At 62.6% G+C, this 24,263-nt stretch carries 20 protein-coding genes; 12 read left to right on the forward strand and 8 right to left on the reverse strand.

Annotated features, from left to right (window positions below; genetic code table 11):
• Positions 1 to 7 precede the first annotated feature (7 nt).
• From H0241_RS10855 to H0241_RS10910, 12 genes are all read left to right on the forward strand, one after another.
• Positions 8 to 1,552: an amino acid permease gene (locus tag H0241_RS10855; protein ID WP_181057413.1), complete on the forward strand. Its 1,545-nt coding sequence runs from the start codon at positions 8 to 10 to the stop codon at positions 1,550 to 1,552.
• Between the two features lie 78 nt (positions 1,553 to 1,630).
• Positions 1,631 to 3,187: an amino acid permease gene (locus tag H0241_RS10860; RefSeq protein WP_181057414.1), complete on the forward strand. Its 1,557-nt coding sequence runs from the start codon at positions 1,631 to 1,633 to the stop codon at positions 3,185 to 3,187.
• Positions 3,188 to 3,272: 85 nt separating this feature from the next.
• The gene (locus H0241_RS10865) at positions 3,273 to 4,643 is read left to right on the forward strand and encodes a glutamine synthetase family protein (RefSeq protein WP_181057415.1); all 1,371 of its coding nucleotides are present in this window, start codon (positions 3,273 to 3,275) and stop codon (positions 4,641 to 4,643) included.
• Positions 4,644 to 4,834: 191 nt separating this feature from the next.
• The gene (locus tag H0241_RS10870; RefSeq protein WP_181057416.1) at positions 4,835 to 6,223 is read left to right on the forward strand and encodes an aldehyde dehydrogenase family protein; all 1,389 of its coding nucleotides are present in this window, start codon (positions 4,835 to 4,837) and stop codon (positions 6,221 to 6,223) included.
• A 17-nt stretch (positions 6,224 to 6,240) separates the two neighbouring features.
• Positions 6,241 to 7,413, forward strand: coding sequence for an iron-containing alcohol dehydrogenase (locus tag H0241_RS10875; RefSeq protein ID WP_181057417.1), 1,173 nt, complete (start codon positions 6,241 to 6,243; stop codon positions 7,411 to 7,413).
• A gap of 243 nt (positions 7,414 to 7,656) precedes the next feature.
• Complete coding sequence (locus tag H0241_RS10880) at positions 7,657 to 8,763, forward strand: ABC transporter substrate-binding protein (protein ID WP_181057418.1); 1,107 nt, start codon at positions 7,657 to 7,659, stop codon at positions 8,761 to 8,763.
• Between the two features lie 64 nt (positions 8,764 to 8,827).
• The gene (locus tag H0241_RS10885; RefSeq protein WP_181057419.1) at positions 8,828 to 9,745 is read left to right on the forward strand and encodes an ABC transporter permease; all 918 of its coding nucleotides are present in this window, start codon (positions 8,828 to 8,830) and stop codon (positions 9,743 to 9,745) included.
• Positions 9,742 to 10,533: an ABC transporter permease gene (locus H0241_RS10890; protein ID WP_181057420.1), complete on the forward strand. Its 792-nt coding sequence runs from the start codon at positions 9,742 to 9,744 to the stop codon at positions 10,531 to 10,533. The genes H0241_RS10885 and H0241_RS10890 overlap by 4 nt, the downstream gene beginning before the upstream one ends.
• Positions 10,534 to 10,562: 29 nt before the next feature.
• The gene (locus H0241_RS10895; protein ID WP_181057421.1) at positions 10,563 to 11,627 is read left to right on the forward strand and encodes an ABC transporter ATP-binding protein; all 1,065 of its coding nucleotides are present in this window, start codon (positions 10,563 to 10,565) and stop codon (positions 11,625 to 11,627) included.
• Positions 11,628 to 11,777: 150 nt separating this feature from the next.
• Positions 11,778 to 13,331, forward strand: coding sequence for a cation:proton antiporter (locus H0241_RS10900; RefSeq protein ID WP_181057422.1), 1,554 nt, complete (start codon positions 11,778 to 11,780; stop codon positions 13,329 to 13,331).
• Positions 13,332 to 13,420: 89 nt separating this feature from the next.
• Positions 13,421 to 14,329, forward strand: coding sequence for an endonuclease/exonuclease/phosphatase family protein (locus H0241_RS10905; RefSeq protein WP_181057423.1), 909 nt, complete (start codon positions 13,421 to 13,423; stop codon positions 14,327 to 14,329).
• A 7-nt stretch (positions 14,330 to 14,336) separates the two neighbouring features.
• Positions 14,337 to 15,182, forward strand: coding sequence for an EamA family transporter (locus H0241_RS10910; RefSeq protein WP_181057424.1), 846 nt, complete (start codon positions 14,337 to 14,339; stop codon positions 15,180 to 15,182).
• Here H0241_RS10910 and H0241_RS10915 read toward each other — a convergent pair.
• The 8 genes from H0241_RS10915 to H0241_RS10950 all read right to left on the reverse strand — a co-directional run bounded on the left by H0241_RS10915 (position 15,179) and on the right by H0241_RS10950 (position 24,139).
• Positions 15,179 to 16,396: an MFS transporter gene (locus tag H0241_RS10915; protein WP_181057425.1), complete on the reverse strand. Its 1,218-nt coding sequence runs from the start codon at positions 16,394 to 16,396 to the stop codon at positions 15,179 to 15,181. The two genes, H0241_RS10910 and H0241_RS10915, sit on opposite strands and share 4 nt — an antisense overlap.
• Before the next feature lie 90 nt (positions 16,397 to 16,486).
• Entirely contained in the window at positions 16,487 to 16,804 is a 318-nt protein-coding gene (locus H0241_RS10920; protein ID WP_181057426.1) for a Dabb family protein, read from the reverse strand.
• Positions 16,805 to 16,826: 22 nt separating this feature from the next.
• Positions 16,827 to 18,455 (reverse strand): GMC family oxidoreductase, encoded by a 1,629-nt coding sequence (locus H0241_RS10925; protein WP_181057427.1) that lies wholly within the window; start codon positions 18,453 to 18,455, stop codon positions 16,827 to 16,829.
• Positions 18,456 to 18,467: 12 nt separating this feature from the next.
• Positions 18,468 to 19,235, reverse strand: coding sequence for a 3-ketoacyl-ACP reductase (locus H0241_RS10930; RefSeq protein ID WP_181057428.1), 768 nt, complete (start codon positions 19,233 to 19,235; stop codon positions 18,468 to 18,470).
• A gap of 286 nt (positions 19,236 to 19,521) precedes the next feature.
• Positions 19,522 to 21,024 carry a GMC oxidoreductase gene (locus H0241_RS10935; protein WP_181057429.1) on the reverse strand — a complete coding sequence of 501 codons (1,503 nt, stop codon included), beginning with the start codon at positions 21,022 to 21,024 and terminating at the stop codon, positions 19,522 to 19,524.
• A gap of 89 nt (positions 21,025 to 21,113) precedes the next feature.
• A complete protein-coding gene (locus H0241_RS10940; protein ID WP_181057430.1) occupies positions 21,114 to 22,229 on the reverse strand; it encodes an ABC transporter ATP-binding protein in 1,116 nt (371 codons plus the stop codon).
• Positions 22,230 to 22,250: 21 nt separating this feature from the next.
• Positions 22,251 to 23,195 (reverse strand): carbohydrate ABC transporter permease, encoded by a 945-nt coding sequence (locus H0241_RS10945; protein ID WP_181057431.1) that lies wholly within the window; start codon positions 23,193 to 23,195, stop codon positions 22,251 to 22,253.
• On the reverse strand, positions 23,192 to 24,139 hold the full coding sequence (locus tag H0241_RS10950) for a carbohydrate ABC transporter permease (RefSeq protein WP_235984225.1): 948 nt from the start codon (positions 24,137 to 24,139) through the stop codon (positions 23,192 to 23,194). Before H0241_RS10950 ends, H0241_RS10945 begins: the two co-directional genes overlap by 4 nt.
• Between the last annotated feature and the right edge of the window lie 124 nt (positions 24,140 to 24,263).

Consider the following 24,263-nt stretch of genomic DNA (forward strand, 5'->3'; position numbering starts at 1 on the left):
AACGAAAATGGCAGGACCGGATACATCAGACCATGAGAGGTCGGAGGACGTAAAAACGCTTCATAGCATGGGCTATGCCCAGGAATTGGCTCGCCGCATGAGCGGCTTCTCGAACTTCGCAATTTCCTTTTCGATCATTTGCATTCTGGCGGGCGGCATCACGTCCTTCCCGCTGGCCATGGCGACCGGCAGCGGCTTCGAGGCGACTGTCGGCTGGATCATCGGCGGTGTCTTTGCGCTTGTCGTGGCCGCGTCCCTTGGCCAAATTGGCTCGGCCTATCCAACGGCCGGCGGCCTCTACCACTGGTCGTCAATTCTTGGCGGGCGCGGCTGGGGTTGGGCCACGGCCTGGATCAACCTGCTCGGCCTAGTCTTCGTCGTCGCCTCGGTCAATGTCGGTGTCTATGCACTGTTCAAGGACCTTGTCTGGTCCGGCGTGTTCGGTCACGACGTATCCGCCTGGGGGTATCAGGAGCAAGTGACCGGCGTTGTGATCATCACCGTCGCGCAGGCGCTGATCAATCATTTCGGCATCAAGCTCACCACCATGCTGACGGATTTCTCGGGCTACCTCATTCTGGTCGTCGCCGTCGTGTTGACCGCGATGTTCCTGATCTGGGGCGCGAGCTGGGATTTCTCGCGGCTCACCACCTTCGTCAACAACACCGGTGACGCCGGCGCCGGCTATGTTCCTACCGCACGGACGGCACTGGTCGCCTTCCTGATCGGCCTGCTCTACCCGCTCTACACGATCACCGGCTTCGATGCCTCGGCCCATACGTCCGAAGAGACCCATAATGCCCGCGTGGCGGTGCCGCGCGGCATGATCCATTCGGTTCTGTGGTCGCTGGTGTTTGGCTTCGTCATGGCCGTGTCATTCGTGCTGGCCAGCCCGGATCTGGCAGCAACGGCCAAGGATGGCGCCAATGCCTGGTTCAATCTCTTCAACAACCTGCCGGCACCATTCTGGCTGAAGAGCATCATTGCCATCGCAATCGTGCTGGCGAACTTCATCTGCGCGCTCGCCGGACTGACGTCGACCTCGCGCATGATCTTTGCCTTCGCGCGTGACGGCGGCCTGCCCGGTTCGTCGGTGTGGAAGACCGTCAGTCCGACATGGCGTACGCCTGTGCCGGCAATCTGGCTCGGGGCGGTGCTCGCGGTCGCAGCGACACTGTACTCGCCGGCTTTTGCCGCACTGGCCGCCGGCTGTGCATTGTTCCTCTATGTGTCCTACGCGATGCCGGTAGCCGCCGGCCTGCTTGCGGAGGGCAAGAGCTGGACCGAATTCGGTCCATTCCGCCTCGGCATCTGGTCCAAGCCATTCGCCGTCATCACGGTGCTTGGCGTTCTGGTCCTGATGTATGCCGGCATCCAGCCGCCCTTCGACATCCTGATCAACTATGCCATCGGATTGATCATTCTGCTCGTGGTCCTCTGGTTCGGCATCGAATCGCGCCGCTTCAAGGGCCCGCCGATCGGCGCCGACATTGCTCGCCGCGCGGTGGAGATCGCGGCTGCGGAAAAAGCCGTCGGTCAGACGGCGGGTTAACAGCAAGACTAGATGCTCCGGCCGGCGCAAGCCGTCCGGGGCAGGGTCGGCCAGCTAAGAACGCAAAGGGGACTTCAAATGGCAGCACCGGGTTATACCGAAGTTGATAAGGCGGAGGACGTAAAGCACCTCCACAGCATGGGCTACGCCCAGGAACTGGAGCGGCGGCTCAGCCGCTTTTCGAACTTCGCGGTTTCCTTCTCCATCATTTGCATCCTGTCGGGCGGCATCAATTCGCTGGCGCAGGCAACGTCGGGCGCCGGCGGCATCGGCATCGGCATTGGCTGGCTGGTCGGCTGCTTCGTCTCGCTGACCTTCGCAGTCGCCATGTCGCAGATCAGCTCGGCCTATCCGACGGCCGGTGGCCTCTATCACTGGGGTTCGATCCTCGGCAACCGCGGCACCGGTTGGGTGACGGCCTGGCTCAACCTTTTGGGCCTGATCACCGTGCTCGGCGCCATCAATGTCGGCACCTGGACGTTCTTCGTCGGCGCTTTCGGGCCGACGCTCGGCATCGAGGGCACGCTCACCAACCAGATGATCTTCCTCATCATCATCACCGGCGCCCAGGCGCTGATCAACCATCTCGGTATCAAGCTGACGGCGAAGCTGACCGACTTCTCGGGCTACCTGATTTTCTTCGGTTCGATCCTGATCGCGATCGTTTGCCTGCTCTCGGCAGAGACCTGGGATTTCAGCCGCCTGTTCACCTTCCACAACTACTCGGGCGAAGCCGGTGCCAGCGTCTGGCCGTCCGTATCGAATGCCTGGGTGTTCGCGCTTGGCCTCCTGCTGCCGATCTATACCATCACCGGCTACGATGCTTCGGCGCACACTTCCGAGGAAACCATCAAGGCGGCCTCATCGGTGCCGCGTGCCATGGTCATGTCGGTCATCTGGTCGGCCCTGTTCGGCTACCTTTTCCTCGCTGCCTTCGTGCTGATGATCCCCAACATGGACGACGCCGCCAAGCAGGGCTGGAACGTGTTCTTCTGGGCCTTCGATCAGCGCGTCAGCCCCGGCCTCAAGGAGTTCGTCTACCTCGTGGTGTTCCTGGCCCAGTTGCTGTGCGGCCTTGCAACCGTTACCTCGGCCTCGCGCATGATCTTCGCCTTCTCGCGTGACGGCGGCCTGCCGGGCTCTTCTGCGCTCGCCAAGGTCAGCCCGACCTACCGCACGCCGGTGGCGGCGATCTGGACGGCGTCGATCCTGTCGGTGCTGTTCGTCTGGGGCTCGACGCTGGTTTCGGTCGCCGGCACCTCGGCCTACACTATCGTCGTGTCGTGCACCGTCATCTTCCTGTTCCTGTCCTTCATCGTGCCGATCGTGCTCGGCATGCTGGCCTGGGGCACGCCGAAGTGGGACAAGATGGGGCCGTGGAATATGGGCCGCGGCATCTTCATGCTGTTCGGCGTTCTCTCGATCATCTCGATGATCCTGATCTTCGTCATCGGCATCCAGCCACCGAACGACTGGGCGCTGTACATCACCGTCGGCTTCTTCATCCTGACGGCGATCGTCTGGTTCGCCTTCGAGCGCAATCGCTTCCAGGGCCCACCGCTCGGCGACATCATCGCGGCCCGCCAGGCGGCGATCAAGGCGGCCGAGCAGGCGGTCGGCGAAACCGGCCACTGACGTAAACCATCATGGCCATGGCCGGCATCGTGCCGGCCATGGTTTCGTTTCCCACTCAATCGACCAGCGCTGGAGAGCCAAAGGAATGGCCGGAAATTTCTCGTTCGATCAGTTGAAGAAAGCGGTCTCCGATGGCGAGATCGACACGGTGCTGGCCTGCATCGTCGACATGCAGGGGCGGCTCGCCGGAAAACGCTTCTTGGCGCAGTACTTCGTCGATTCCGCCCATGACGAGACGCATGGCTGCAACTATCTGCTCGCCGCCGACATCGATATGGAGCCGGTGCCGGGCTACAAAGCGGCAAGCTGGTCGAAGGGCTATGGCGACTTCGTCATGAAGCCGGATCTGGCGACACTGCGGCGCATTCCATGGCTGGAAAAGACGGCGCTGGTGATCTGTGACGTGCTTGACCACCACACCCATGACGACCTACCGCATTCGCCGCGAGCCATCCTGAAGAAGCAGGTCAAGCGGCTCACCGAGCGTGGCTATATCGGCTACTTCGCTTCCGAGCTCGAATTCTACCTGTTCAACGAGACCTATGATTCCGCCCGCAAGAAGCACTGGCAGGGTCTCGACACCGCGTCGCCTTACATCGGCGACTACCAGATCGGCATCACCACCAAGGAAGAAGGCGTCATGCGCCGGCTTCGCAATGAGATGGAAGCGGCCGGCATCCCGATCGAAAACTCCAAGGGCGAATGGGGTCCGGGCCAGGAAGAGATCAATGTGCGCTATGCCGAGGCGCTCGACATGGCCGACCGCCACGTCATCCTGAAGAACGGCGCCAAGGAGATTGCCGAGTCCGAAGGCAAGGCGATTTCCTTCATGTCCAAATACAATTACGGGCTCGCCGGCAACTCCAGCCATATCCACAATTCGCTGTGGAGCGCCGACGGCAAGACGCCGCTTTTCTTCGACAAGAAAGCCGATTGGACTTTGTCGACGCTCGGCCAGCAATGGGCGGCGGGACAGCTGAAATACGCCAAGGAATTCATCTGGTTCCTGGCGCCCTACATCAACTCCTACAAGCGCTTCCAGGCCGGCACCTTCGCGCCGACCAAGATCATGTGGAGCGAGGACAATCGCACCGCCGGCTTCCGCCTGTGCGGCGAGGGCACCAAGGGCATCCGCATGGAATGCCGCATCGGCGGCGCCGATCTGAACCCCTATCTCGCCTTCGCCGCCCTGATCGCGGCCGGCCTTGCCGGCATCGATGAGAAACTCGAACTGCAAAAGCCGTTCGTCGGCGATGCCTACCAGGCGTCGCGCCTGCCGGAGATCCCGAAGACGCTGCGCGACGCCACCGAGACGCTGGCCAAGTCGAAGATGCTGAAGCAGGCGCTCGGCGACGATGTGCTTGAGCATTATGTCCACACTGCGAAATGGGAGCAGTTTGAATACGACCGCCGCATTACGGATTGGGAACTGCACAGGGGGTTCGAGCGGTACTAAGGGTGGTCCGCGAAACGTCGGCGCTGCCCCTCACCGCCCCCTCTCCCCGTGAAGAACGGGGAGAGGGGGCGTCGACGTTGGAGCTTTCTCTTCTCCCCGTCACTATACGGGGAGAAGGTGCCGGCAGGCGGATGAGGGGCAGCACAAAGCCAGATGATTTTCGATTTTAAAGAAGTGCGAGGACTTAAACGATGACCGAAACGGTCAAACTCAAATCCCCCATCGATGGCTCGATCTATGCGGAGCGGCCGATCGCGACCGACCAGGCGATCAATGCCGCGGTCGAGCGCGCCAAGGCGGCGCAGGAGAAGTGGGCGCTGACGCCGATTGTCGAACGCGGCAAGTACATGCTGGCGATGCTCGAGGCGCTGGTCGCGATGACCGACGAGATCGTGCCGGAGATCGCCTGGCAGATGGGTCGCCCGGTGCGCTATGGCGGCGAGTTCGGCGGCGTCAGGGAACGCACCAATTACATGGTCGAGATCGCTGAAGCTGCGCTGAAATCCGTGCCGGCTTCCAATCCGAAGGACGGCTTCCGCCGCTATGTGAAGAAGGATCCGCTCGGCGTGGTCATGGTGATCGCGCCGTGGAACTATCCTTATCTCACGGCCGTCAACACCATCGTGCCGGCGCTGATGGCCGGCAACACGGTGATTCTGAAACATGCGGCGCAGACGCTGCTGGTCGGCGAACGCTTCCAGCAGGCTTTCGACAAGATTGGCCTGCCCAAAGGCGTCTTCCAGAATGTCGTGCTCAACCATGCCCAGACAGAGAAACTGCTCGGCTCCGGTAAGATCGACCATGTCAATTTCACCGGTTCGGTCGGCGGCGGCCGTGCCATCGAAAAGGCTGCGGCCGGCACCTTTATGACGCTCGGCCTCGAACTCGGCGGCAAGGATCCGGCCTATGTGCTGCCGGACGCGAAGCTCGACCATGCGGTGGCCAATCTTGTCGACGGCGCCTTCTACAATTCCGGCCAGTGCTGCTGCGGCATCGAGCGCGTCTATGTGCATGAGAAGGTCTACGATCAGTTCGTCGAAGGCTTCATCGCTGAGACCAAGAACTATGTCGTCGGCAACCCGCTGGAGCAGGCGACCACTATGGGTCCGATGGCGCTGGCGCGCTTTGCCGACCTGATCCGCGAGCAGAAGGCCGAGGCGCTGCGCAAGGGTGCGGTCGCGCATATCAATATGAAGGTGGCTAATGACCAGGCCGGCTCACCCTACCTGGCGCCGGAAGTGCTGACCCAAGTCGACCACCAGATGAGCGTCATGCGTGAGGAAAGTTTTGGCCCGATCGTCGGCATCATGAAGGTGCGCAATGACGAGGAGGCGATCGCGCTGATGAATGACAGCCCCTACGGCCTGACGGCCTCGATCTGGACCGGCGACATCGAGCATGCGGTGGCGATCGGCGACCGCGTCGAGACCGGCACGGTGTTCATGAACCGCTGCGATTATCTCGATCCGGCGCTGGTGTGGACCGGCGTCAAGGATACCGGCAAAGGTGTTGCCCTGTCGGCGCTCGGTTATGACAATCTGACCAGGCCGAAATCCTTCCACCTGCGCGAAGCCACCTGATTTTTGAAAGACAAGACATGTCCAAGCTGATCTCCAAATGGAACTACCCGACCACCGTCCGCTTCGGCGCTGGGCGCATCAAGGAATTGCCCGACGTGCTCGCGGCCACCGGCATCAAGCGGCCGCTCTTCGTCACCGATCCGGGCCTCGCCAAGCTGCCGGTTGTCGCTTCGACCCTAAAGATCCTCGACGACGCCAAGGTGTCCTATGGCGTGTTTTCCGAAGTGAAGCCGAACCCGGTGGACTCCAATCTCACCGCCGGCATCGCCGTGTTCAAGAAGGGCAAGCATGATGGCGTCATCGCCTTTGGCGGCGGCTCGGCGCTCGATCTCGGCAAGCTGATCGCCTTCCAGGCCGGCCAGACAAGGCCCATCTGGGACTTCGAGGATGTCGGCGACTGGTGGACGCGCGCCGATTCCGACGCCATTGCGCCGATCATTGCCGTGCCGACCACCGCCGGCACCGGCTCGGAAGTTGGCCGCGCCGGCGTCATCACCAATGAGGCGACGCATACCAAGAAGGTGATCTTCCATCCGAAACTTTTGCCGGCAATCGTCATTGCCGACCCGGAACTTTCGGTCGGCATGCCCGGTTTCATCACCGTCGGCACCGGCATGGATGCGCTCGCCCACTGCCTGGAAGCCTATTGCGCGCCGGGCTATCACCCGATGGCCGACGGCATTGCCGTTGAAGGCGCGCGGCTGGTGTTCGAGAACCTGCCCAAGGCCTATGCCAACGGCAAGGACCTGGTCGCCCGCGCCCATATGATGAGTGCGGCCGCCATGGGCGCTGCAGCCTTCCAGAAGGGGCTGGGCGCCATCCACTCGCTGTCGCATCCGATCGGCGCGCTTTACGACACCCATCACGGCATGACCAATGCCGTGTTCATGCCCTATGTGCTGGCCTTCAATCGCGACTCGATCGAGGAGCGTATCGCCCGGCTCGCCGCCTATTGCGGCATCAAGGGCGGTTTCGACGGCTTTGCCAAGGCGATCATCAAGCTGCGCAAGGAATTGAAGGTGCCGCATGCGCTGCCTGGGCTGATCAAGGGGCTCGACATGGACAAGAAGCGCAAGGCGCTGATCGCAGACATGGCCGTGGTGGATCCGACCGCCGGCGGCAATCCGGTCAAGCTGACCAAGAAAGCGGCGCTGACGCTGCTCGAGAACGCCATAGCCGGCACCGTCTGAGGCGCAGTTTGGTGCCGGAACTTGATCTGGAAACGAGGGGAAAGGAAAGGGCAAGGGGGCAAAACGCAAGGCCATAAACCATTAGCCGGGAAATTAAGTAGAGGCTAATTGCTACGGCCCGTTAAAAAGAGTTAACTTTTCGTACCGCCGGGGGCCAGTTTCAAAAAGCTTTCATCTGGCTGTCACATGAAAACGATACCGCATCGCAGGCGTCCAGCGACGCCAGTTCAACGGAGAGAACACATGTTCAAGTTTACGGGGAAAGTGCTTTCCCTATCGGCCGTCGCCCTCATGGCGACCTCTGCTATCTCGTCGGCCCAGTCCATGGATGAACTGGTTGCCGCGGCGAAGAAGGAAGGCCAGCTCACCACCATCGCGCTGCCGCATGACTGGTGCGGTTATGGCGACGTCATCGCCGGCTTCAAGGCGAAGTATCCGGAAATCACCATCAACGAGCTCAACCCCGACGCCGGTTCCGGCGACGAGGTCGAGGCGATCAAGGCTAACAAGGACAATAAGGGCCCGCAGGCTCCCGACGTCATCGACGTTGGCCTGTCCTTCGGCCCGACCGCCAAGGCCGACGGCCTGTTGATGCCCTACAAGGTGTCGACCTGGGACTCGATCCCGGACAGCGCCAAGGATGCCGACGGCGCCTGGACCGGCGACTATTACGGCGTGCTCGCTTTCGAAGTGAACAAGGATCTGGTCAAGGAAGCTCCGGCCGACTGGGCTGACCTCCTGAAGCCGGAATTCGCCAACGCAGTCGCCCTTGCCGGTGACCCGCGCGCTTCGAACCAGGCCATCCAGGCGGTTTATGCCGCTGGCCTGTCGACGGGCGCCGCCGCTGGTGAAGCCGCCGGCACCGCCGGTCTCGACTTCTTCAAGAAGCTCAACGCCGCCGGCAACTTCGTTCCGGTCGTCGGCAAGGCCGCAACGCTCGCCCAGGGCCAGACCCCGATCCTCGTCACCTGGGACTACAACGCGCTTGCCGGCCGCGACACGCTGAAAGGCAACCCGCCGGTCGACGTCGTCGTGCCGAAGACCGGTGTAGTCGCCGGCGTCTACGTGCAGGCGATCAGCGCCTACGCGCCGCATCCGAACGCTGCCAAGCTGTGGCTAGAGTATCTCTACTCCGACGAAGGCCAGATCGGCTGGCTGAAGGGCTACTGCCACCCGATCCGCTTCAACGATCTCGCCAAGAACGGCAAGATTCCGGCGGACGTGCTGGCTAAGCTGCCGCCAGCAGAGTCCTATGCGGCCGCGGTGTTCCCGACGCTCGACGAGCAGGGCAAGGCCAAGGAAACCATCAGCAAGAACTGGGACGCCACTGTAGGCGCCAACGTCAAGTAAAGTTTGAAATCCACCGGGCGGCCAAGCGGTCGCCCGGCCTTTCCTCGAAGACGGTAGCCGGCGCATGACCGATCTCTCGCTTTCAAATCAGGCTTTTGCCACCAAGCCGGCGTCGCCCAAAGAGGCGACCGCTTTCCGCTTTCCAACGCATTGGATCGGCGTGACGCCCTTTTTTATCTTTGTCCTGATGTTCCTGATCCTGCCCACGCTCTATCTGGTGTTGGGCGCGTTCCAGAACGGTGAAGGCCAATTCACCTTCGACAATATATTGCAGCTGGTGAGCGATCCCTCCATCAGCAATTCCTATTGGGCGTCGATCTGGATCAGCTTCTGGTCGGCCATTATCGGGGCGTTTGCCGGGCTCGCGCTGGCGATTGCGATTGTGCGCGGCGGTCTGCCGAGTTGGGTGCGCTCCGCGACGCTTACCTTCTCAGGCGTGGCTTCCAATTTCGCCGGCTTGCCGCTCGCCTTTGCCTTCATAGCGACGCTTGGGCGGGTAGGCATCGTAACGATCATCCTGCGCGACGTGTTCGGCATGAACATCTATGCGATGGGCTTCAATTTTCTGACCAGTTCGGGTCTCATCGTCGTCTATCTGTTCTTCCAGATCCCGCTGATGGTGGTGATCATCGTGCCGGCGATCGATGGCCTGAAAAAGGAATGGAACGAGGCCGCCGCCACGCTTGGCGCCACCCAGTGGCAGTACTGGCGCATGGTGGTGATCCCGGTGCTGTTCCCGAGCTTCCTCGGCACTGTCATTTTGCTGTTTGCCAATGCCTTCGGGGCCATTGCGACGGCCTATGCGTTCACCGGTCCGACGCTCAACATCGTTCCCATCAAGCTGTATTCGCAGATCAACGGCGACGTGCTGCATAATCCGCAACTCGGCTATGCCATCGCCTTCGGCATGATCGTCATCACCGGGCTGGCCAACGTCTTCTATATCTGGTTCCGGACCCGTTCCGAGAGGTGGCTCAAATGAAGTCGGGTAAGTTCTGGGCCTGGGTCGTCTTTATTGTTTCCGCGGCCTATTTCTTCATTCCGCTGATTGCGACGTTCGAGTTTTCGCTGCGCCTGCGGCGCGGCGTCCATTCTTTCGACGCCTATCAGATCGTGCTCGGCGATCCGCGCTTCCAGGCGACGTTCCTGTATTCGGTGGTTGCCGCGGTGTTCACCATCATCCTGGGCGTGCTGGTCGTGGTGCCGGCGGCCTACTGGATCCGGCTGCGCTTGCCGCAACTGCGGCCAATCGTCGAATTCATCACGCTGTTGCCGCTGGTCATTCCGGCCATCGTCATCGTCTTCGGCTATATCAGGATGTACGGCTCGAACTCGCCACTGCCGTTCCTGGCCAGCGATTTCGGCGCCAGCGCCTTGCTCGTGATCGGCTATGCGACATTGGCGCTGCCTTATATGTACCGCGCCGTCGATACCGGGTTGCGTACCATTGACGTGCGCACGCTGACCGAGGCGGCGCAGATCCTTGGCGCCGGCTGGGGCACGATCATCACCCGCGTCATCCTGCCCAATGTGCTGATCGCGGTGCTGTCGGGCGCGTTCCTGACCTTCGCCATTGTCATCGGCGAGTTCACCATGGCCAGCCTGCTCAACCGGCCAGCCTTCGGCCCGTATTTGCAGAACATCGGCGCCAACCGCGCCTATGAGCCGGCAGCACTTGCCGTTATCGCCTTCGCCATTACCTGGGGCTGCATGTCGTTGATCCAACTCCTGTCCCGCTTTGCGCCGAAATCGGCGAACCGCCCGAACTGATCGCCGCGAACTGATCGAAAGAAAAAGCCATGGCCGAGCCATTCCTCTCCATCCAGCACGTGCGAAAGTCCTACGGCACCAACACCGTGGTCCAGGATTTCAGCCTCGATGTCGAACCGGGCGAGTTCGTCTCGTTCCTCGGCCCATCCGGTTGCGGCAAGACGACGGTGCTGCGCATGGTCGCCGGGTTCGAAGAGCCGTCGGGCGGCAAGATCGTCGTCGCCGGCAAGGACATCACAAGGCTGAAGCCCAACCAGCGCAATGTCGGCATGGTGTTCCAGGCCTATGCGCTGTTCCCGAACCTGACGGTGGCGCAGAACATTGCCTTCGGGCTGAAAGTCGGAGGCATGAACAAGCCGGACGCCGACCGCCGCGTCGCCGAAATGCTCGACATGATCAAGCTGCCGCAGATGGCGGATCGCTATCCCTACCAGCTCTCGGGCGGCCAGCAGCAGCGTATAGCGCTGGCGCGCGCCATCGCGCCGAAGCCGAAGCTGCTCTTGCTCGACGAGCCGCTGTCGGCGCTCGACGCCAAGGTGCGCGTGTCGTTGCGCGAGGAAATCCGCTCGATCCAGAAAAAGCTCGACATCACCACCATCTTCGTCACCCATGACCAGGAAGAGGCGCTGTCGATCTCCGACCGCATCGCAGTCATGTATGGCGGCAAGGCCGAGCAGGTCGGCACGCCGTTCGAGATCTACAATCGGCCGTCGACCAAGTTCGTCGCCAATTTCGTCGGCACGCTGAACGTGCTCGAAGGCAGGGTCACCGACGCCGCGGCTGGCACGGTGCAGGTCAACACCCAGGAAGTCTCGCTCAAGGGCAAGCTCAACGGTTCGAAGTCCGGCGATATGCTGTCGCTGGCACTGCGGCCCGAAGCGATTTCGCTGGGACGCCAGCCGGGCCGTGACTCCAGCCTGTCGGGCGAAATCTCCGAAGTGCACTTCCTCGGCTCGGTGATCCGCGTTCGCGTCGGCATCGGCGGCAACACGGTGTCGCTCGACACCTTCAACAGCCCGGCGACGCCGCCGCCGGCAGTCGGCGAGAAGGCCGACATATCGTTCTCTTCAAGCGATATGCTGGTGCTGCACTAGTAAAAGCAGCATCCTCAGGAAAACTGAGGCGGTCGATTCAAGCCGGCGCGATGAGCGGCTGTAGGCCGGGGCCGGGAGTGCACTGGACAATCAACAGCATCTTGCCATCCGGCCACTGCCCACGATGCCGCTTCACCGCTACCATGGGCCATGGCGCTTTTCGAACTCACCCTTGTCCTGCTGCTGACTGCCGTCGCGCTGACGGCGCTGTCGCGACAGCTGGAGATTCCCTATCCCTCCCTGCTGGCTCTGGCCGGGGTCGCGATTGCCTTCGTACCGGGTGCGCCGACGATCGAGATCGATCCGGAACTTGCGCTTGCGCTGTTCATCGCGCCGGTGCTTCTCGACGCTGCCTATGATACCTCGCTACGGGACCTGAAACGCTACCGGCTGTCGCTGGCGTTGCTGGCGCTTGGCGCAGTCGTCTTCACCACCGTGGTGGTTGCCTTCGTCGGCTGGAAGATGGCCGGCCTGCCGATCGCGGCCGCGATCGCGCTCGGCGCCATCGTCGCGCCGCCGGATGCAGTGGCGGCTAGTGCTGTGCTCAGCCAGTTCAAGGTGCCGCACCGCATTACCGCCATCCTGCAGGGCGAGAGCCTGCTCAACGATGCCACCGCACTCTTGATCTACCGGCTGGCGGTTTCGGCGGCGCTCGGCACGATCATGCTCAGCAACGCCATTCCGGTGATTCTGCTGGCAACGATCGGCAGCGTTATCGCCGGCTATTTGTTTGGCCGCGTCTCGCTGCTGACGCTCGGCCGCATCGAGGATGCGGCGAGCAGCACGGTGGTGCAGTTTGCCGGGACCTTTGCCGTCTGGATCATCGCCGACAAGCTCGGCCTTTCAGCCATCATCACCATCGTTGTCTACGCCATCACCATCGCGCGCAGGGCGCCGCGCCGCATGTCGGCCAGACGCCGCGTCAGCACCTATTCCGTCTGGGAGTCGGCGGTGTTCGTGCTCAACGTACTGGCCTTCGTGCTGATGGGCCTGCAGGCACGCTCGATCGTCGGCAGGCTTGCCGGCGACGGGCAGGGCGAAGCCTTTCTCTTTGCCGGAACCGTGCTGGTCGTTGTCATCGTGGCGCGTCTTGTCTGGGTGGGGAGTTACGTCGCTATCATCCGATGGCTTGCCCGCCTCGGCAGCCAAGAAGCAAGGCGCGATCTGCCGACATTCGGCGGCGCCGTGCTGGTCGGCTGGTGCGGCATGCGCGGACTGGTGACGCTGGTGGTGGCCATCGCGCTGCCTGCCGATTTTCCCGGCCGCGATCCGATCGTGCTTGCCGCCTTCGCGGTGGTTCTGGGCACGCTGGTGCTGCAAGGCATGACGCTGAAGCCACTGCTGCGCTGGATCAACTTCGACCCGGACAGAAGCGTCGACACCGAGGTGGCGCAGGCGCGTGTCGCCATCATGCAGGCGGCACTCGACGTGCTCAGCCGCAAGACCTCGGCGGCTGCCGCCGTCGTGCGAGAGCAATATGAAGCGCAGCGCCTGATCGCGGAAAACCCTGAGGACGCCCAAGCCGCAACCGAATATGACCGGCTGCGCCTCTTTGCCATCAACCGCCAGCGCGACACGCTCGAGGAATTGCGCAGCAACGGCACGATCGGCGACGAGGCCTATCACCGGCTGGAGGAAGAAATCGACTGGGCGGAACTGGCGGCATCGCCGGCGGGTAGTTTCCAGCCGCTGACGACGTCATAGACGCTGGCCCAGTTCCGCCATCCGCCCGGCACATTGTAACCTATCCAGCGAACCGTTACTGCCATCAGCGAAAGTGAGCCGGGTAAGCAATGAAGCTGGTCAGCTACAACATTCAGTACGGGTTCGGCAGCGACGGTCGCTATGACCTTTCGCGCGCGGCGCGGATCGTTGATGGCGCCGACATCATTGCGCTCCAGGAGGTGGAGCGGCACTGGCAGCGGAGCAATGAGGACGACCAGCCAGAGATCCTGTCCAGGCTGCTGCCGGACTATCATTGGGTTTATGGTCCGGCCTTCGACATGGACGCCAGCCAGGAGGAGAGCGGTCGCATCGTCAACCGCCGCCGGCAGTTCGGCACCACGCTGCTGTCGAAATTGCCGATCGTCTGGTCGCGCCTGCACACGCTGCCGATGCGTCGCACTTTGCGGCCCCTCAACACCCGCAATGCGGCGCTCGAATGCATGATCCGCACGCCGGCCGGCCCGGTGCGGTTCCTGTCGTTGCATCTCGCCCATATCGCGGCGGAGGAGCGACTTGAACAGATCGACTATCTGCTCAACGAGCATCGCCGCGCACCGTCCGAGGGCGGGCCGTGGAGCGGCGTCGATGACGAGCCCTCGCGCAACTGGACCAGCGGCGAGGCCGAGCCGGAAAATCCGCAGGCGGCGATCTGGCTCGGCGATTTCAACATGGAGCCGGGCAGCGCCGAATATCGCCACATCGTCGGCAGCACGCCCTATCATCGCGGCGCCGCCTATCTCGATGGTTTTGTCGATGCGGCTGCCGTTGCCAGCGAGCCGCCAGCCGATTTCCACACCCATGTGAAGACCATCGACGGCAAGGTAGCGAAGCGCCGGCTCGACCATTGCTTCGTCGGCGGCATGTTCGCGGACCGAGTCCGCTCGGTCAGCGCCGATATCGGCGAAATCGCTTCGGACCATTTCCCGGTCCGGGTCGACATCGATCTCGAAACGCCATTGGGCTCGGGAGGTCGTTGAGCCCTCCATGACGCTTTTCGTCTTCTTCGCGGTGCTTGCTGCGGCCGCCATGCACGCGATCTGGAACGCGCTGGTCAAGGTGCATCTCGACCGCTTCCTGTCGATCACACTGATGACGCTGGGCATGGGGTTTGCCGCGCTGTTCGTGCTGCCCTTTGTCGAGTTTCCGAAAGCCGAAGTGTGGCCCTACATCATCGCTTCGGTGATCTTTCACATGGGCTACCGAACCTTCCTGATCGGCGCCTACAAGGCCGGTGATTTCGCCCAGACCTATCCGCTGGCGCGCGGCACGGCGCCGCTGCTGACCGCGCTCGGCGGCGTTGTTGTGGTGCAGGAGATGCCGGCGCCGTTCGCCGTCCTCGGCATCCTGCTGCTGTCGGCCGGCACGCTGGTGATGTCGTTTCGCGGCGGCGCGCATCTGGAACGGATCAATCTGCGCGCGGTCGGCTTTGCGCTCGGCACTTCGATCTTCATCTCCAGCTACACGCTCTCCGACGGCAGCGGCGCGCGGCTGGCGGCGACGGCGCAAAGCTATGCCGCCTGGCTGTTCATCTGCGACGCCCTTGGCGCGCTGGTGCTCTGTCTCGTCTTCCGTGGACCGCAGGCACTGCCTGTGCTGGCGCGCGACTGGAAGGCCGGGCTGTTCACCGGCGTGCTCAGCGGTGCCGCCTACTGGATCGTCATGTGGGCGATGACCAAGGCGCCGATCGCCTCGGTGGCGTCGCTGCGCGAGACCTCGATCCTGTTTGCCATGATGATCTCGGTCTTCGCGCTGGGCGAAAAGATGACGGGCTGGCGCGGTGCCGCCGCGCTCAGCATTGTCGCCGGTGTTGTGGCGCTCAGGCTGGGTTAGCCCAGCACCGTCATTACCTGGCCGCGGCGCTCCGGACTGAAGCGGATGACGACGATGATGCAGACGGCGACCACGCCGGCGAACAGCGCCAGCGCGTAGCCATAGCTGCCTCCAGGCGCTTCAGCGATGCCTGCCTGGTAGGGACCGCCGTAGGACGCCGCGAGGTTGCCGGCCTGGTAGATGAAGCCTGGCAAGGTCGCGCGCACCGCACCGGGCGACAGCTCGTTGAGGTGCACCGGGATGACGCCCCAGGCGCCCTGGACAGCGACCTGCATGACGAAGGCGCCGATGGCCAGCATGAACGGCGTCGAGCTGTAGGCCCACAGCGGGATCGACGGCAGGGCGATCAAGCAGGCCAGCGTGATGGCATTGACGCGGCCGATCTTCTCCGACAGCGCGCCGAACGCCAGGCCGCCGACGATGGCGCCGATGTTGGCGACGATGGTGATCCAGCTCACCGTGTGCGGGTCGAAGCCATGCTGCTTCTTCAGGAAGGTCGGATAGAGGTCCTGCGTGCCATGGCTGAAGAAGTTGAAGAACATCATCAGCACGACCGCATAGAGGGCGACGCCCCAGTGCTTCTGCAGCGTTTCAAGCAGTCCCGGTTTGACGGATTTCTGCGCCTCGACGAAGGCCGGCGATTCCGGCACATGCGAGCGGACGAAGAGAACGATCAGCGCCGGCAGGAAGGAGAGCAGGAACATTGTGCGCCAGCCGATCGTATAGCCGCCGATCGTCTGCTGATAGAGCAGGCCATAGACCACGGCCGCCAAGAGATAGCCGGTGGGATAGCCGCATTGCAGGATGCCCGAGACCATGCCGCGGGCGCTGGGCGGAATGGATTCCATGGCGAGCGAACTGCCGAGCCCCCATTCGCCGCCCATGGCGATGCCGAACAAGGCCCGCAGCGCCAGGAAAATGCCGAGATTGGGCGAGAAGGCGGCCAGCGCGCCGATCACCGAATAGCTTACGATGTTGAGCATCAGGATGGGCTTGCGACCGTATTTGTCGGCCAGCATGCCGAAGAAGAAGGCGCCGATGAAGCGCGTCGCCAGCGTCAGGAACAGCGCCTTGGAGACCGCCGGGACGTCGGTGTTGAATTCAGTTGCGATATCGGTGAGCAGGAAGGTCAGAAGGAAGAAATCGAAAGCGTCGAGCGTCCAGCCAAGGAAGGAGGCAAGGACGGTTTTCTTCTGCTGAGAGGTGAGGGTCACGACGGTACTCCAATGCATCCCCCGGGGAACGATATGTTCCTCGGCTCGCAAAAGAGAACAGCGATCAGCCGGCTTTCGAAAAGACGGTGGTCACTTTTTCGTAATATCGAGATCGAACACCATCAGCCCGTCGGTGCCGCCTTCGAGGGCTGCGACCAATCGGCCGCCGGCACGCTGATGCGCTTCATGCACCAGATAGGCGTCGCGGGCGGCGGCATCGCGAAAGTCGATTGTGAAGCCGTGGCTGAAACCGCGCGCGAACGGCTCCGGGCTGACATTGGCGCTGAAATGGACCGTGTCCATGCCTTCGACCACTTGGCGCAGCCCTTCGAGGTCGGCGTGGATTGCCGTTCGTTCAGTGTCGGCGACATCGCTGCGGAAGCGTACGAAGACGCAGTGCCTGATCATCTGGGGGTCCTTCCTGAACCTGTTACGCTGCGCGGTTTCCAGAAAACACCGCCGGCGGCAGCGGTTCGCGGCCAAGGATAATATCCGAGCCCTTTTCGCCGATCATGATGGTCGGCGCATTGGTGTTGGAGGAGGGCACACGCGGCATCACCGAAGCGTCGCAGACGCGCAAGCCTTCGATCCCGCGCAAGCGCAGGTCCGGCGTCACCACGGCCATGGCGTCATGGCCCATCCGGCAGGTGCCGACCGGATGATGGTCGGTCTTGGCGGTGCGGCAGGCATAATCGATCAGCTCGTCATCGCTGGCGAGCGATGGTCCGGGCAGCACTTCGCGCAGCACGTAAGGTGCAAGCGCCTTCTGCCGCATGATTTCGCGCGCCAGCCGCAGGCCCTTGATCGACATGGCGCGGTCATATGGATCGGACCAATAGTTCGGATCGATCAGCGGGTGGTCGGCCGGATCGCCGGTCTTCAGCCGCACCGTGCCGCGCGAGCGCGGGCGCAGGAACGCCGAGTTCAAGGTGACGCCCGGATTGTTCAGCTTTTCGACGCCGGCTTCGATGCCGGAGCCGAGGCCGAGATGGAACTGGATGTCGGGCGAGGCGGCTGTCGGGTCGGCGTACCAGAAACCGCCGGTCTCGAACAGGCTGGAGGCGACCGGCCCTTTCTTCAGGAGCAGGTACTGCAGGCCGGCCCATGCCGTGCGGTGCAGCTTGGCGTAGTTGTCGTAGGTGTGGTCGCCGGTGCATTCGGCGATGACGAACAAATCGAGATGATCCTGCAGATTGGAGCCGACGCCGGGCAGATCATGCACCGGCGTCACACCGACCGACTTCAGATGATCGGCCGGGCCGATGCCGGATTGCATCAACAGCTTCGGCGAGCCGATGGCGCCGGACGAGACGATCACCTCGCGCTCGGCGCGCAGGATGGTCTTCTGGCCGCCGGGTTTGTCGACGATCTCGACGCCGATGGCGCGGCCTTTGTCGACGACGATACGGGTCACCAGCACATCGGTCCTGACGGTCAGGTTCTTGCGGGCGCGGATCGGCTTCAGATAGGCGACCGAAGCGGATGAACGCCGGGCGTCCTTCTGGGTCAGTTGATAATAGCCGACGCCTTCCTGGCTGGCGCCGTTGAAATCCGGGTTGAAGGGGATGCCCATCTCCTGACCGGCGCGAAAATAGGCCTCGCAAATCGGCAGCGGCGAAATCGGGTTCGACACGCCGAGCGGACCCTGGTCGCCATGAAAATCGTTGGCGAAGCGCTGGTTGTTCTCGGCCCGCTTGAAATAGGGCAGCACGTCCCGATAGCCCCAGCCGGTCAGGCCCTCTTCCTTCTCCCACGCATCGTAGTCGCGGGCGTTGCCGCGCGTGTAGATCTGGGCATTGATGGAGGAGCCGCCGCCGACGACCTTGGCCTGCGTGTACCAGAAGACGCGGTCCTGCATGTGCTTTTGCGGCACGGTCGACCAGCCCCATGAGGCGATGCCCTTGGTCATCTTGGCAAACCCCGCCGGCATGTGGATGTAAGGGTGCCAGTCCTTGCCGCCGGCTTCCAGCAACAGAACGGAATTTGAGGGTTCCTCACTTAGCCGGTTGGCCAGAACGCAGCCGGCCGGGCCGGCGCCCACGATGATGTAGTCGGTCATGACACTATCCACCTACAGTCGCGGCACCGAGAGCGCGCCGTCGACATTGATAATCGAGCCAGTCGAAAAGCCGAGCTTGCCGGCGGCAAGCGTCGCCACCACCGCACCGATGTCGGAGGCTTCGCCCCAGCGTTTTGCCGGCACCAGGCCGCCGTCGATCAGCGCGTTGTATTTGGCGGTGACGCCCGCCGTCATGTCGGTACGGATGATGCCCGGCCGCAGCTCGAACACGCCGATGTTTTCCGGGGCGAGGCGAAGCGCCAGGTTCTTCACCCACATGGAAAGCCCGGCCTTCGAGACGCAGTAGTCCGAGCGTTCCGGTGACGCCATTTCGGCGCTGACCGAAGTGATGGTGATGATCGATTTCGGATGGTCGCCCGGCGCCGCCAGCATCGCCTTCGCGACGGCCTGGCTGAGGAAGACGGTGCCGCGCAGGTTGATGTTCAGTGCACGGTCGAAATTCTCCGGCTTCAGCTCCAGCAGATCGCCGCGCACCACGGCGCCGACGCCGGCATTGTTGACGAGGCAGTCGATGCGGCCGAAGGCGTTTGTTGCGGCGTCGACGAGGGCTGCATGGTTGTCCAGGTTGGCGATATCACAACGGACATAGGCGAACTTTGCGCCGCGCGCGGTGATGTCGGTAGCAAGTTCGTCGAGAGTTTGATCAGCAAGATCGGCGATCAGAATGTCGAAGCCCGTATCGGCCAGAGCTTCGGCGCAGGCCAGCCCAATGCCGCGCGCGCCGCCGGTGACGATGGCTGCGGGACGGGTCAATCGCATATGGCGCTCCCCCACTCCGTCTCGGCTTCGCCGAGCCACCTCTCCCCCACATTCGTGGGGGAAGAGGAAATGCCAATCGCCAAGGTCGCTGCTTTGAAAGGCTTGGGTTTCCTCTCCCCCATGGACATGGGGGAGAGGTGGCCGCGCAGCGGCCGGAGTGGGGGACTGGCACCGCCAAATGCGATTGCCCTGTCGTTTACGGGGAGCAGGTTCCGGTCCACCCTCCGCAGCTGCAGCGCAGCTGCTGCGGAGGACGGGCAGGCGGATGAGGGGCGGCGCCGACCTATCATGCGGCAAGCTCCACCTTACGGATATGGTCAGCCACCCGCAGCGCTTGTGCTGCAATCGACAGTGCCGGGTTCACCGCTGCGGAGTTTGGCAGAAAGCTGCCGTCGACGACGAACAGGTTCTGGTGGTCGAAGGCGCGGCAGAAGGGGTCGAGTGGCGCGGTCGCCGGATCGTCACCCATCTTGATCGTGCCACACTGGTGCGACGGTGTGCGCTTGTCGAAAGGGCGCGACAGCACGATGGGGTAACCGCAGGCGCGGAAGTGTTCGCGCATCACCTTGGTCAGCCCGTCGAGCGACTGCATGTTGGAGCGCCGCCACTGCATGACGATGTCCTTGCCGTCGACCATGATGCGGCTTTCGGGATCGGGCAGGTCCTCGCACATCAGGTACCAGTCGACGGCGTGGCCGGCCATGTAATCGAGCGCGAATTTCGGTACGCGCTTGACGTTGGCCTTCAACATATTGCCGTCGATCTTGCCGAGCAGCTGGACATTGCCGAGCGGCTTGCCGCCCTTGCCGTCGGACAGATAATAGTCGTTCAGCATCAGCGTCTTCTGGTAGACGGCATCGTTCCTGCGGCGCGGATCGATCGCCAGCATGGCGCTCGAATTGTGGTTCATGAAATTGCGGCCGACCTGGTCGGAGCGGTTGGCGAGGCCTTTGCCGTCAGATGAGGGCGAGCGCAGCAGGATCACTGCGGAATTGACCGCGCCGGCGGACAGGATGACCAGCTTCGGCGCTACTTTCTTCAGCTCGCCATTCTGCCGGTAGTGGATGGCGGCGATGGTTTTGCAGTCGGGCGCCGCTTCGAGATACTCGACATAGCAGCCGGTCTCGAGCCGGATGTTGCTGTCCTTTAGCGCCGCCGCCAGCGGTGCCGTCTGGGCGTCCATCTTGCCCTGGCCGGTGTTGGGGAATGCGTCCCAGCCGGTCCTGCCCTCCTTCAGCCAGGTGTCGATGTCGACGCCGAGTGGCAGCGAGGCCGGATGTAGGCCCAGCCCTTTGAGTTCGGCGCGGGCGCGCGCGATCGGCGCTTCGTCGGGCACCGGCTTGAAGGCATAGGGGATCGAGTGGAATGGCTCAGTCGGGTCTTCGCCCAGCGTGCCGCGCACACGAAACAACTGCTCGGCTTTCGAATACCAGGGCTCGAATTCGTCATAGGAAAACGGCCAGGCCGGCGAGACGCCGCCAAAGTGTTCCATGGCCGCAAAATCTTCCTTGCGGTAGCGGATCAGCACAGCGCCGTAGAATTTCGAATTGCCGCCGACATAGTAGTAATTGCCGGGATTGAAGGCAGCGCCGCCGGCTTCGCGCCACATCTCCTTGGGACGGTAATGGCCATCGACGAAGATCGAGCGCGTGTCGCGCGCATGCGGCGTCGCCGGCAAGGGTTCGCCGCGCTCCAACATCAGGATCGAGGCGCCGCTGCCGACCAGACCGGAGGCGATCGTGGCGCCGCCAATGCCGGAACCGATGATGACGATATCAGGATTTGTCATAGCCTAAATCGCGTCCTGACGCGCTTTAGGTTTTTTGTTTTGATGCATGTCGTTGCCCCAAAACCGGATCCACTTTTGGGCGACATACATCAGCGAATGCGGCTCTCGGTCGCCGGATCGAAGAACACTGCCTTGGTCAGGTTGAAGGCGAGCGGCGTGCTGGTGCCCGGTTGGATGTTGGCGTCGGCACGCAACCGCGCCACAACGGGCTTGCCGCCGAGATTGGTGACCGCGAACGTGTCGGAGCCCGCCGGCTCGACGACTTCGATGTGGAGGTCGGCGGTGGCGATGTTGGAAGCGTTGCGTTCGGCGCCTTCCGGATCGGTCAGCGCTTCGGGCCGCACGCCGAAGATGATCGGCTTGCCCTGGAAGGCCGAAAGACCTGTCGGCGCATTGGCCATCGGCAGAGTGATCGGCTCGCGCGCCTCGCGCTGCAGCACGACGGACAGCGCATTGCCTGACGTGGCGATGGTCGCCGGGATAAGGTTCATCGCTGGCGAGCCCATGAAGTCGGCAACGAACAAATTGGTCGGGTTGTTGTAGATCTCGGCCGGGGTCCCGAACTGCTGCACCTCGCCGTCGCGCATGACGGCGATCTTGGTGGCCAGCGTCATCGCTTCGATCTGGTCGTGGGTGACGTAGACGATTGTCGTGCCGGTGGTGGCATGCAGGCGCTTGATCTCGATGCGCATGTCGACACGCAATTTGGCGTCGAGGTTGGACAACGGCTCGTCGAACAGGAACAGTTTTGGGTCGCGCACCAGCGCCCGGCCCATGGCGACGCGCTGGCGCTGGCCGCCCGAAAGCTGGCTCGGCTTGCGCTGCAGGAGATGGCCAATCTGCAAGACCTTGGCCACCTTGTCGATCGCCTTCTGGCGCTCGTCGGCCGGCACGCCGCGCATCTCCATGCCGAAGGAGATGTTTCCGGCCACCGTCATGTTCGGGTAGAGCGCGTAGCTCTGGAACACCATGGCGATATCGCGCTTGGACGGATGCAGATCGTTGATGGCGCGGCCGTCAACGCGGATCTCGCCCTCGGTGATCTGCTCCAGGCCGGCGATGGTGTTGAGCAAGGTGGACTTGCCGCAGCCGGACGGGCCGACCAGAACCAGGAAGCCGCCCTTTTCGAGCTCGACATCGATACCCTTCAGGATTTCAACATTCCCGAAGCGCTTCTTCAGCCCATCAATTTCCAGAAAAGCCATGGGTAGTTCCTTCCTGATAGCTTAGCCTTTGACCGCGCCGGCCATCAGCCCGCGCACGAAATAGCGGCCGGCGACGACATAGACGATCAGGGTGGGCAGAGCCGCGATCATCGCGGCCGCCATGTTGACGTTGTATTCGACGACGCCGGTCGAGGTGTTGACGACGTTGTTCAGCGCCACCGTCATCGGCATCACGTCGCCGGAGCCGGCATAGGCCGAGGCGAACAGGAAGTCGTTCCAGATGTTGGTGAACTGGTAGATCACGGTGACAACGATGATCGGCAGCGAGTTGGGCAGCATGATGCGGCGGAAGATCTGGAAGAACGAGGCGCCGTCGACCTGTGCCGCCTTGATCAGCTCGTTGGGGAACGCTTCGTAATAGTTACGGAAGAACAGCGTGGTGAAGCCAATGCCGTAGACCACGTGGACGAAGACGAGATTGACGGTCGAATTGCCGAGGCCGAAATTGAAACCGGTCGCGTTCTGCAGGGTAACGCCGAAGCGGCCGAAGCTGCCGAGGATCGTCGCCATCGGCAAGAGCACCGACTGGAACGGGATAAAGCAGGCAAACAGCATCATCGCGAAGACCAGCGTATGGCCGCGGAAGCGCCATTTGGTCAGCACGTAGCCGTTGAGCGCGCCGAGCAGTGTGGAGATCAGCACCGCCGGCACCACCATCTTGATGGAGTTCCAGAAATAGCCCTTCATGCCGACGCAGGTCAGGCCCGAGCAAACTTCGCTCCACGCCTTTATCCACGGGTCGAAGGTCGGCGCCTTGGGCAGCGCCAGCATGTTGCCGTTCTGGATCTCGTCCATGGTCTTGAACGACGTCACCAGCATGACGAACAGCGGCATTAGATAGAACAGCGCAAACAGCGCCAGCAGCCCGTAGATGACGATGCGGTTGAGGGTCTTGGTGCTCATGCCGCCGGAGGCCTGGCGGGCAGGGGTGGCGACAGCGCTCATCGCGGTTTCTCCCGCAGTTCCGAATAGAGATAGGGCACGATGATGGCGACGATGGTCATCAGCATGATCACCGCACTTGCCGAGCCGACGGCCATTTCGTTGCGCTTGAAGGTGTACTCATACATGAAGTTGGACGGCAGCCAGGCCGATCCGCCGGGGCCGCCGCTGGTCAGCGCGACGACCAGATCGTACGACTTGATGGCAAGGTGGGCGAGCACGATGAAGGCCGACAGGAAGATCGGCCGCAGCAGCGGAATGACGATGCGGCGGTAGAGCTGGAAGGTGGTGGCGCCGTCGATCTGCGCCGCCTTCATGATCTCGCCGTCAATGCCGCGCAGGCCGGCCAGGAACATCGCCATGATAAAGCCGGAAGCCTGCCAGACGCCGGCTATGACCACCGTGTAGATGACGAAATCCTTGTTCTTGATCCAGTCGAAATGGAAGCTCGTCCAGCCCCACTGATGCAGGGTCTGCTCGAGGCCGAGACCGGGATCGAGGAACCATTTCCAGGCGACGCCGGTGACGATGAAGGACAGCGCCATCGGGTAGAGATAGATCGGCCGCAACACCCCTTCGCCGCGGATCTTCTGGTCGAGCAGGATGGCCAGGAACAGGCCGAGCGCCAGGCAGATGGCGATGTAGAGAAAGCCGAAGATGCCCATATTGACGATCGACGTGTACCAGCTCGATGGCGGGTCGGAGTCGAAAGTCCAGCCCCACAGCCGTTGATAGGCGCGCGGTCCGGTGATGACATAGGACGGGAAGGTCTTGGAGTTGGTAAAGGACAGATAGATCGTCCACAGGATGAAGCCGTAGACGAAGACGATGGTGATGGCGAAGCTCGGCGCCAGCACGATCTTCGGCAGCGCATCCTGCAGGCGCGAGCGCACCGAGGGGCGCGACCGCTCCGGCGTCAGCTTGATCTGGCTTGTCGCTACACTCATGAGGCTCCTCCCGTTTCGGGTCGTCCATGCTCTGCCGTCAGGCGGCAAGGCGGCCCCGTGCATACGGGTCTTTGGTCGGCATGGTGTTCAAGAGCGTTTTCACCGTTTCACGGAAACGGCGAAC

Origin of the sequence: Mesorhizobium neociceri (assembly GCF_013520985.1) — a bacterium.
Taxonomy (GTDB): domain Bacteria; phylum Pseudomonadota; class Alphaproteobacteria; order Rhizobiales; family Rhizobiaceae; genus Mesorhizobium; species Mesorhizobium neociceri.

Excerpts from the sequence above, each read along its gene's own strand:
- H0241_RS10950 (WP_235984225.1), bottom strand. The coding sequence starts at position 24,139 with ATGAGTGTAGCGACAAGCCAGATCAAGCTGACGCCGGAGCGGTCGCGC.
- H0241_RS10890 (WP_181057420.1), top strand. The coding sequence starts at position 9,742 with ATGAAGTCGGGTAAGTTCTGGGCCTGGGTCGTCTTTATTGTTTCCGCG.
- H0241_RS10905 (WP_181057423.1), top strand. The coding sequence starts at position 13,421 with ATGAAGCTGGTCAGCTACAACATTCAGTACGGGTTCGGCAGCGACGGT.
- H0241_RS10855 (WP_181057413.1), top strand. The coding sequence starts at position 8 with ATGGCAGGACCGGATACATCAGACCATGAGAGGTCGGAGGACGTAAAA.
- H0241_RS10875 (WP_181057417.1), top strand. The coding sequence starts at position 6,241 with ATGTCCAAGCTGATCTCCAAATGGAACTACCCGACCACCGTCCGCTTC.
- H0241_RS10930 (WP_181057428.1), bottom strand. The coding sequence starts at position 19,235 with ATGCGATTGACCCGTCCCGCAGCCATCGTCACCGGCGGCGCGCGCGGC.
- H0241_RS10940 (WP_181057430.1), bottom strand. The coding sequence starts at position 22,229 with ATGGCTTTTCTGGAAATTGATGGGCTGAAGAAGCGCTTCGGGAATGTT.
- H0241_RS10900 (WP_181057422.1), top strand. The coding sequence starts at position 11,778 with ATGGCGCTTTTCGAACTCACCCTTGTCCTGCTGCTGACTGCCGTCGCG.
- H0241_RS10880 (WP_181057418.1), top strand. The coding sequence starts at position 7,657 with ATGTTCAAGTTTACGGGGAAAGTGCTTTCCCTATCGGCCGTCGCCCTC.
- H0241_RS10945 (WP_181057431.1), bottom strand. The coding sequence starts at position 23,195 with ATGAGCGCTGTCGCCACCCCTGCCCGCCAGGCCTCCGGCGGCATGAGC.
- H0241_RS10865 (WP_181057415.1), top strand. The coding sequence starts at position 3,273 with ATGGCCGGAAATTTCTCGTTCGATCAGTTGAAGAAAGCGGTCTCCGAT.
- H0241_RS10885 (WP_181057419.1), top strand. The coding sequence starts at position 8,828 with ATGACCGATCTCTCGCTTTCAAATCAGGCTTTTGCCACCAAGCCGGCG.
- H0241_RS10895 (WP_181057421.1), top strand. The coding sequence starts at position 10,563 with ATGGCCGAGCCATTCCTCTCCATCCAGCACGTGCGAAAGTCCTACGGC.
- H0241_RS10910 (WP_181057424.1), top strand. The coding sequence starts at position 14,337 with ATGACGCTTTTCGTCTTCTTCGCGGTGCTTGCTGCGGCCGCCATGCAC.
- H0241_RS10870 (WP_181057416.1), top strand. The coding sequence starts at position 4,835 with ATGACCGAAACGGTCAAACTCAAATCCCCCATCGATGGCTCGATCTAT.
- H0241_RS10935 (WP_181057429.1), bottom strand. The coding sequence starts at position 21,024 with ATGACAAATCCTGATATCGTCATCATCGGTTCCGGCATTGGCGGCGCC.
- H0241_RS10925 (WP_181057427.1), bottom strand. The coding sequence starts at position 18,455 with ATGACCGACTACATCATCGTGGGCGCCGGCCCGGCCGGCTGCGTTCTG.
- H0241_RS10920 (WP_181057426.1), bottom strand. The coding sequence starts at position 16,804 with ATGATCAGGCACTGCGTCTTCGTACGCTTCCGCAGCGATGTCGCCGAC.
- H0241_RS10860 (WP_181057414.1), top strand. The coding sequence starts at position 1,631 with ATGGCAGCACCGGGTTATACCGAAGTTGATAAGGCGGAGGACGTAAAG.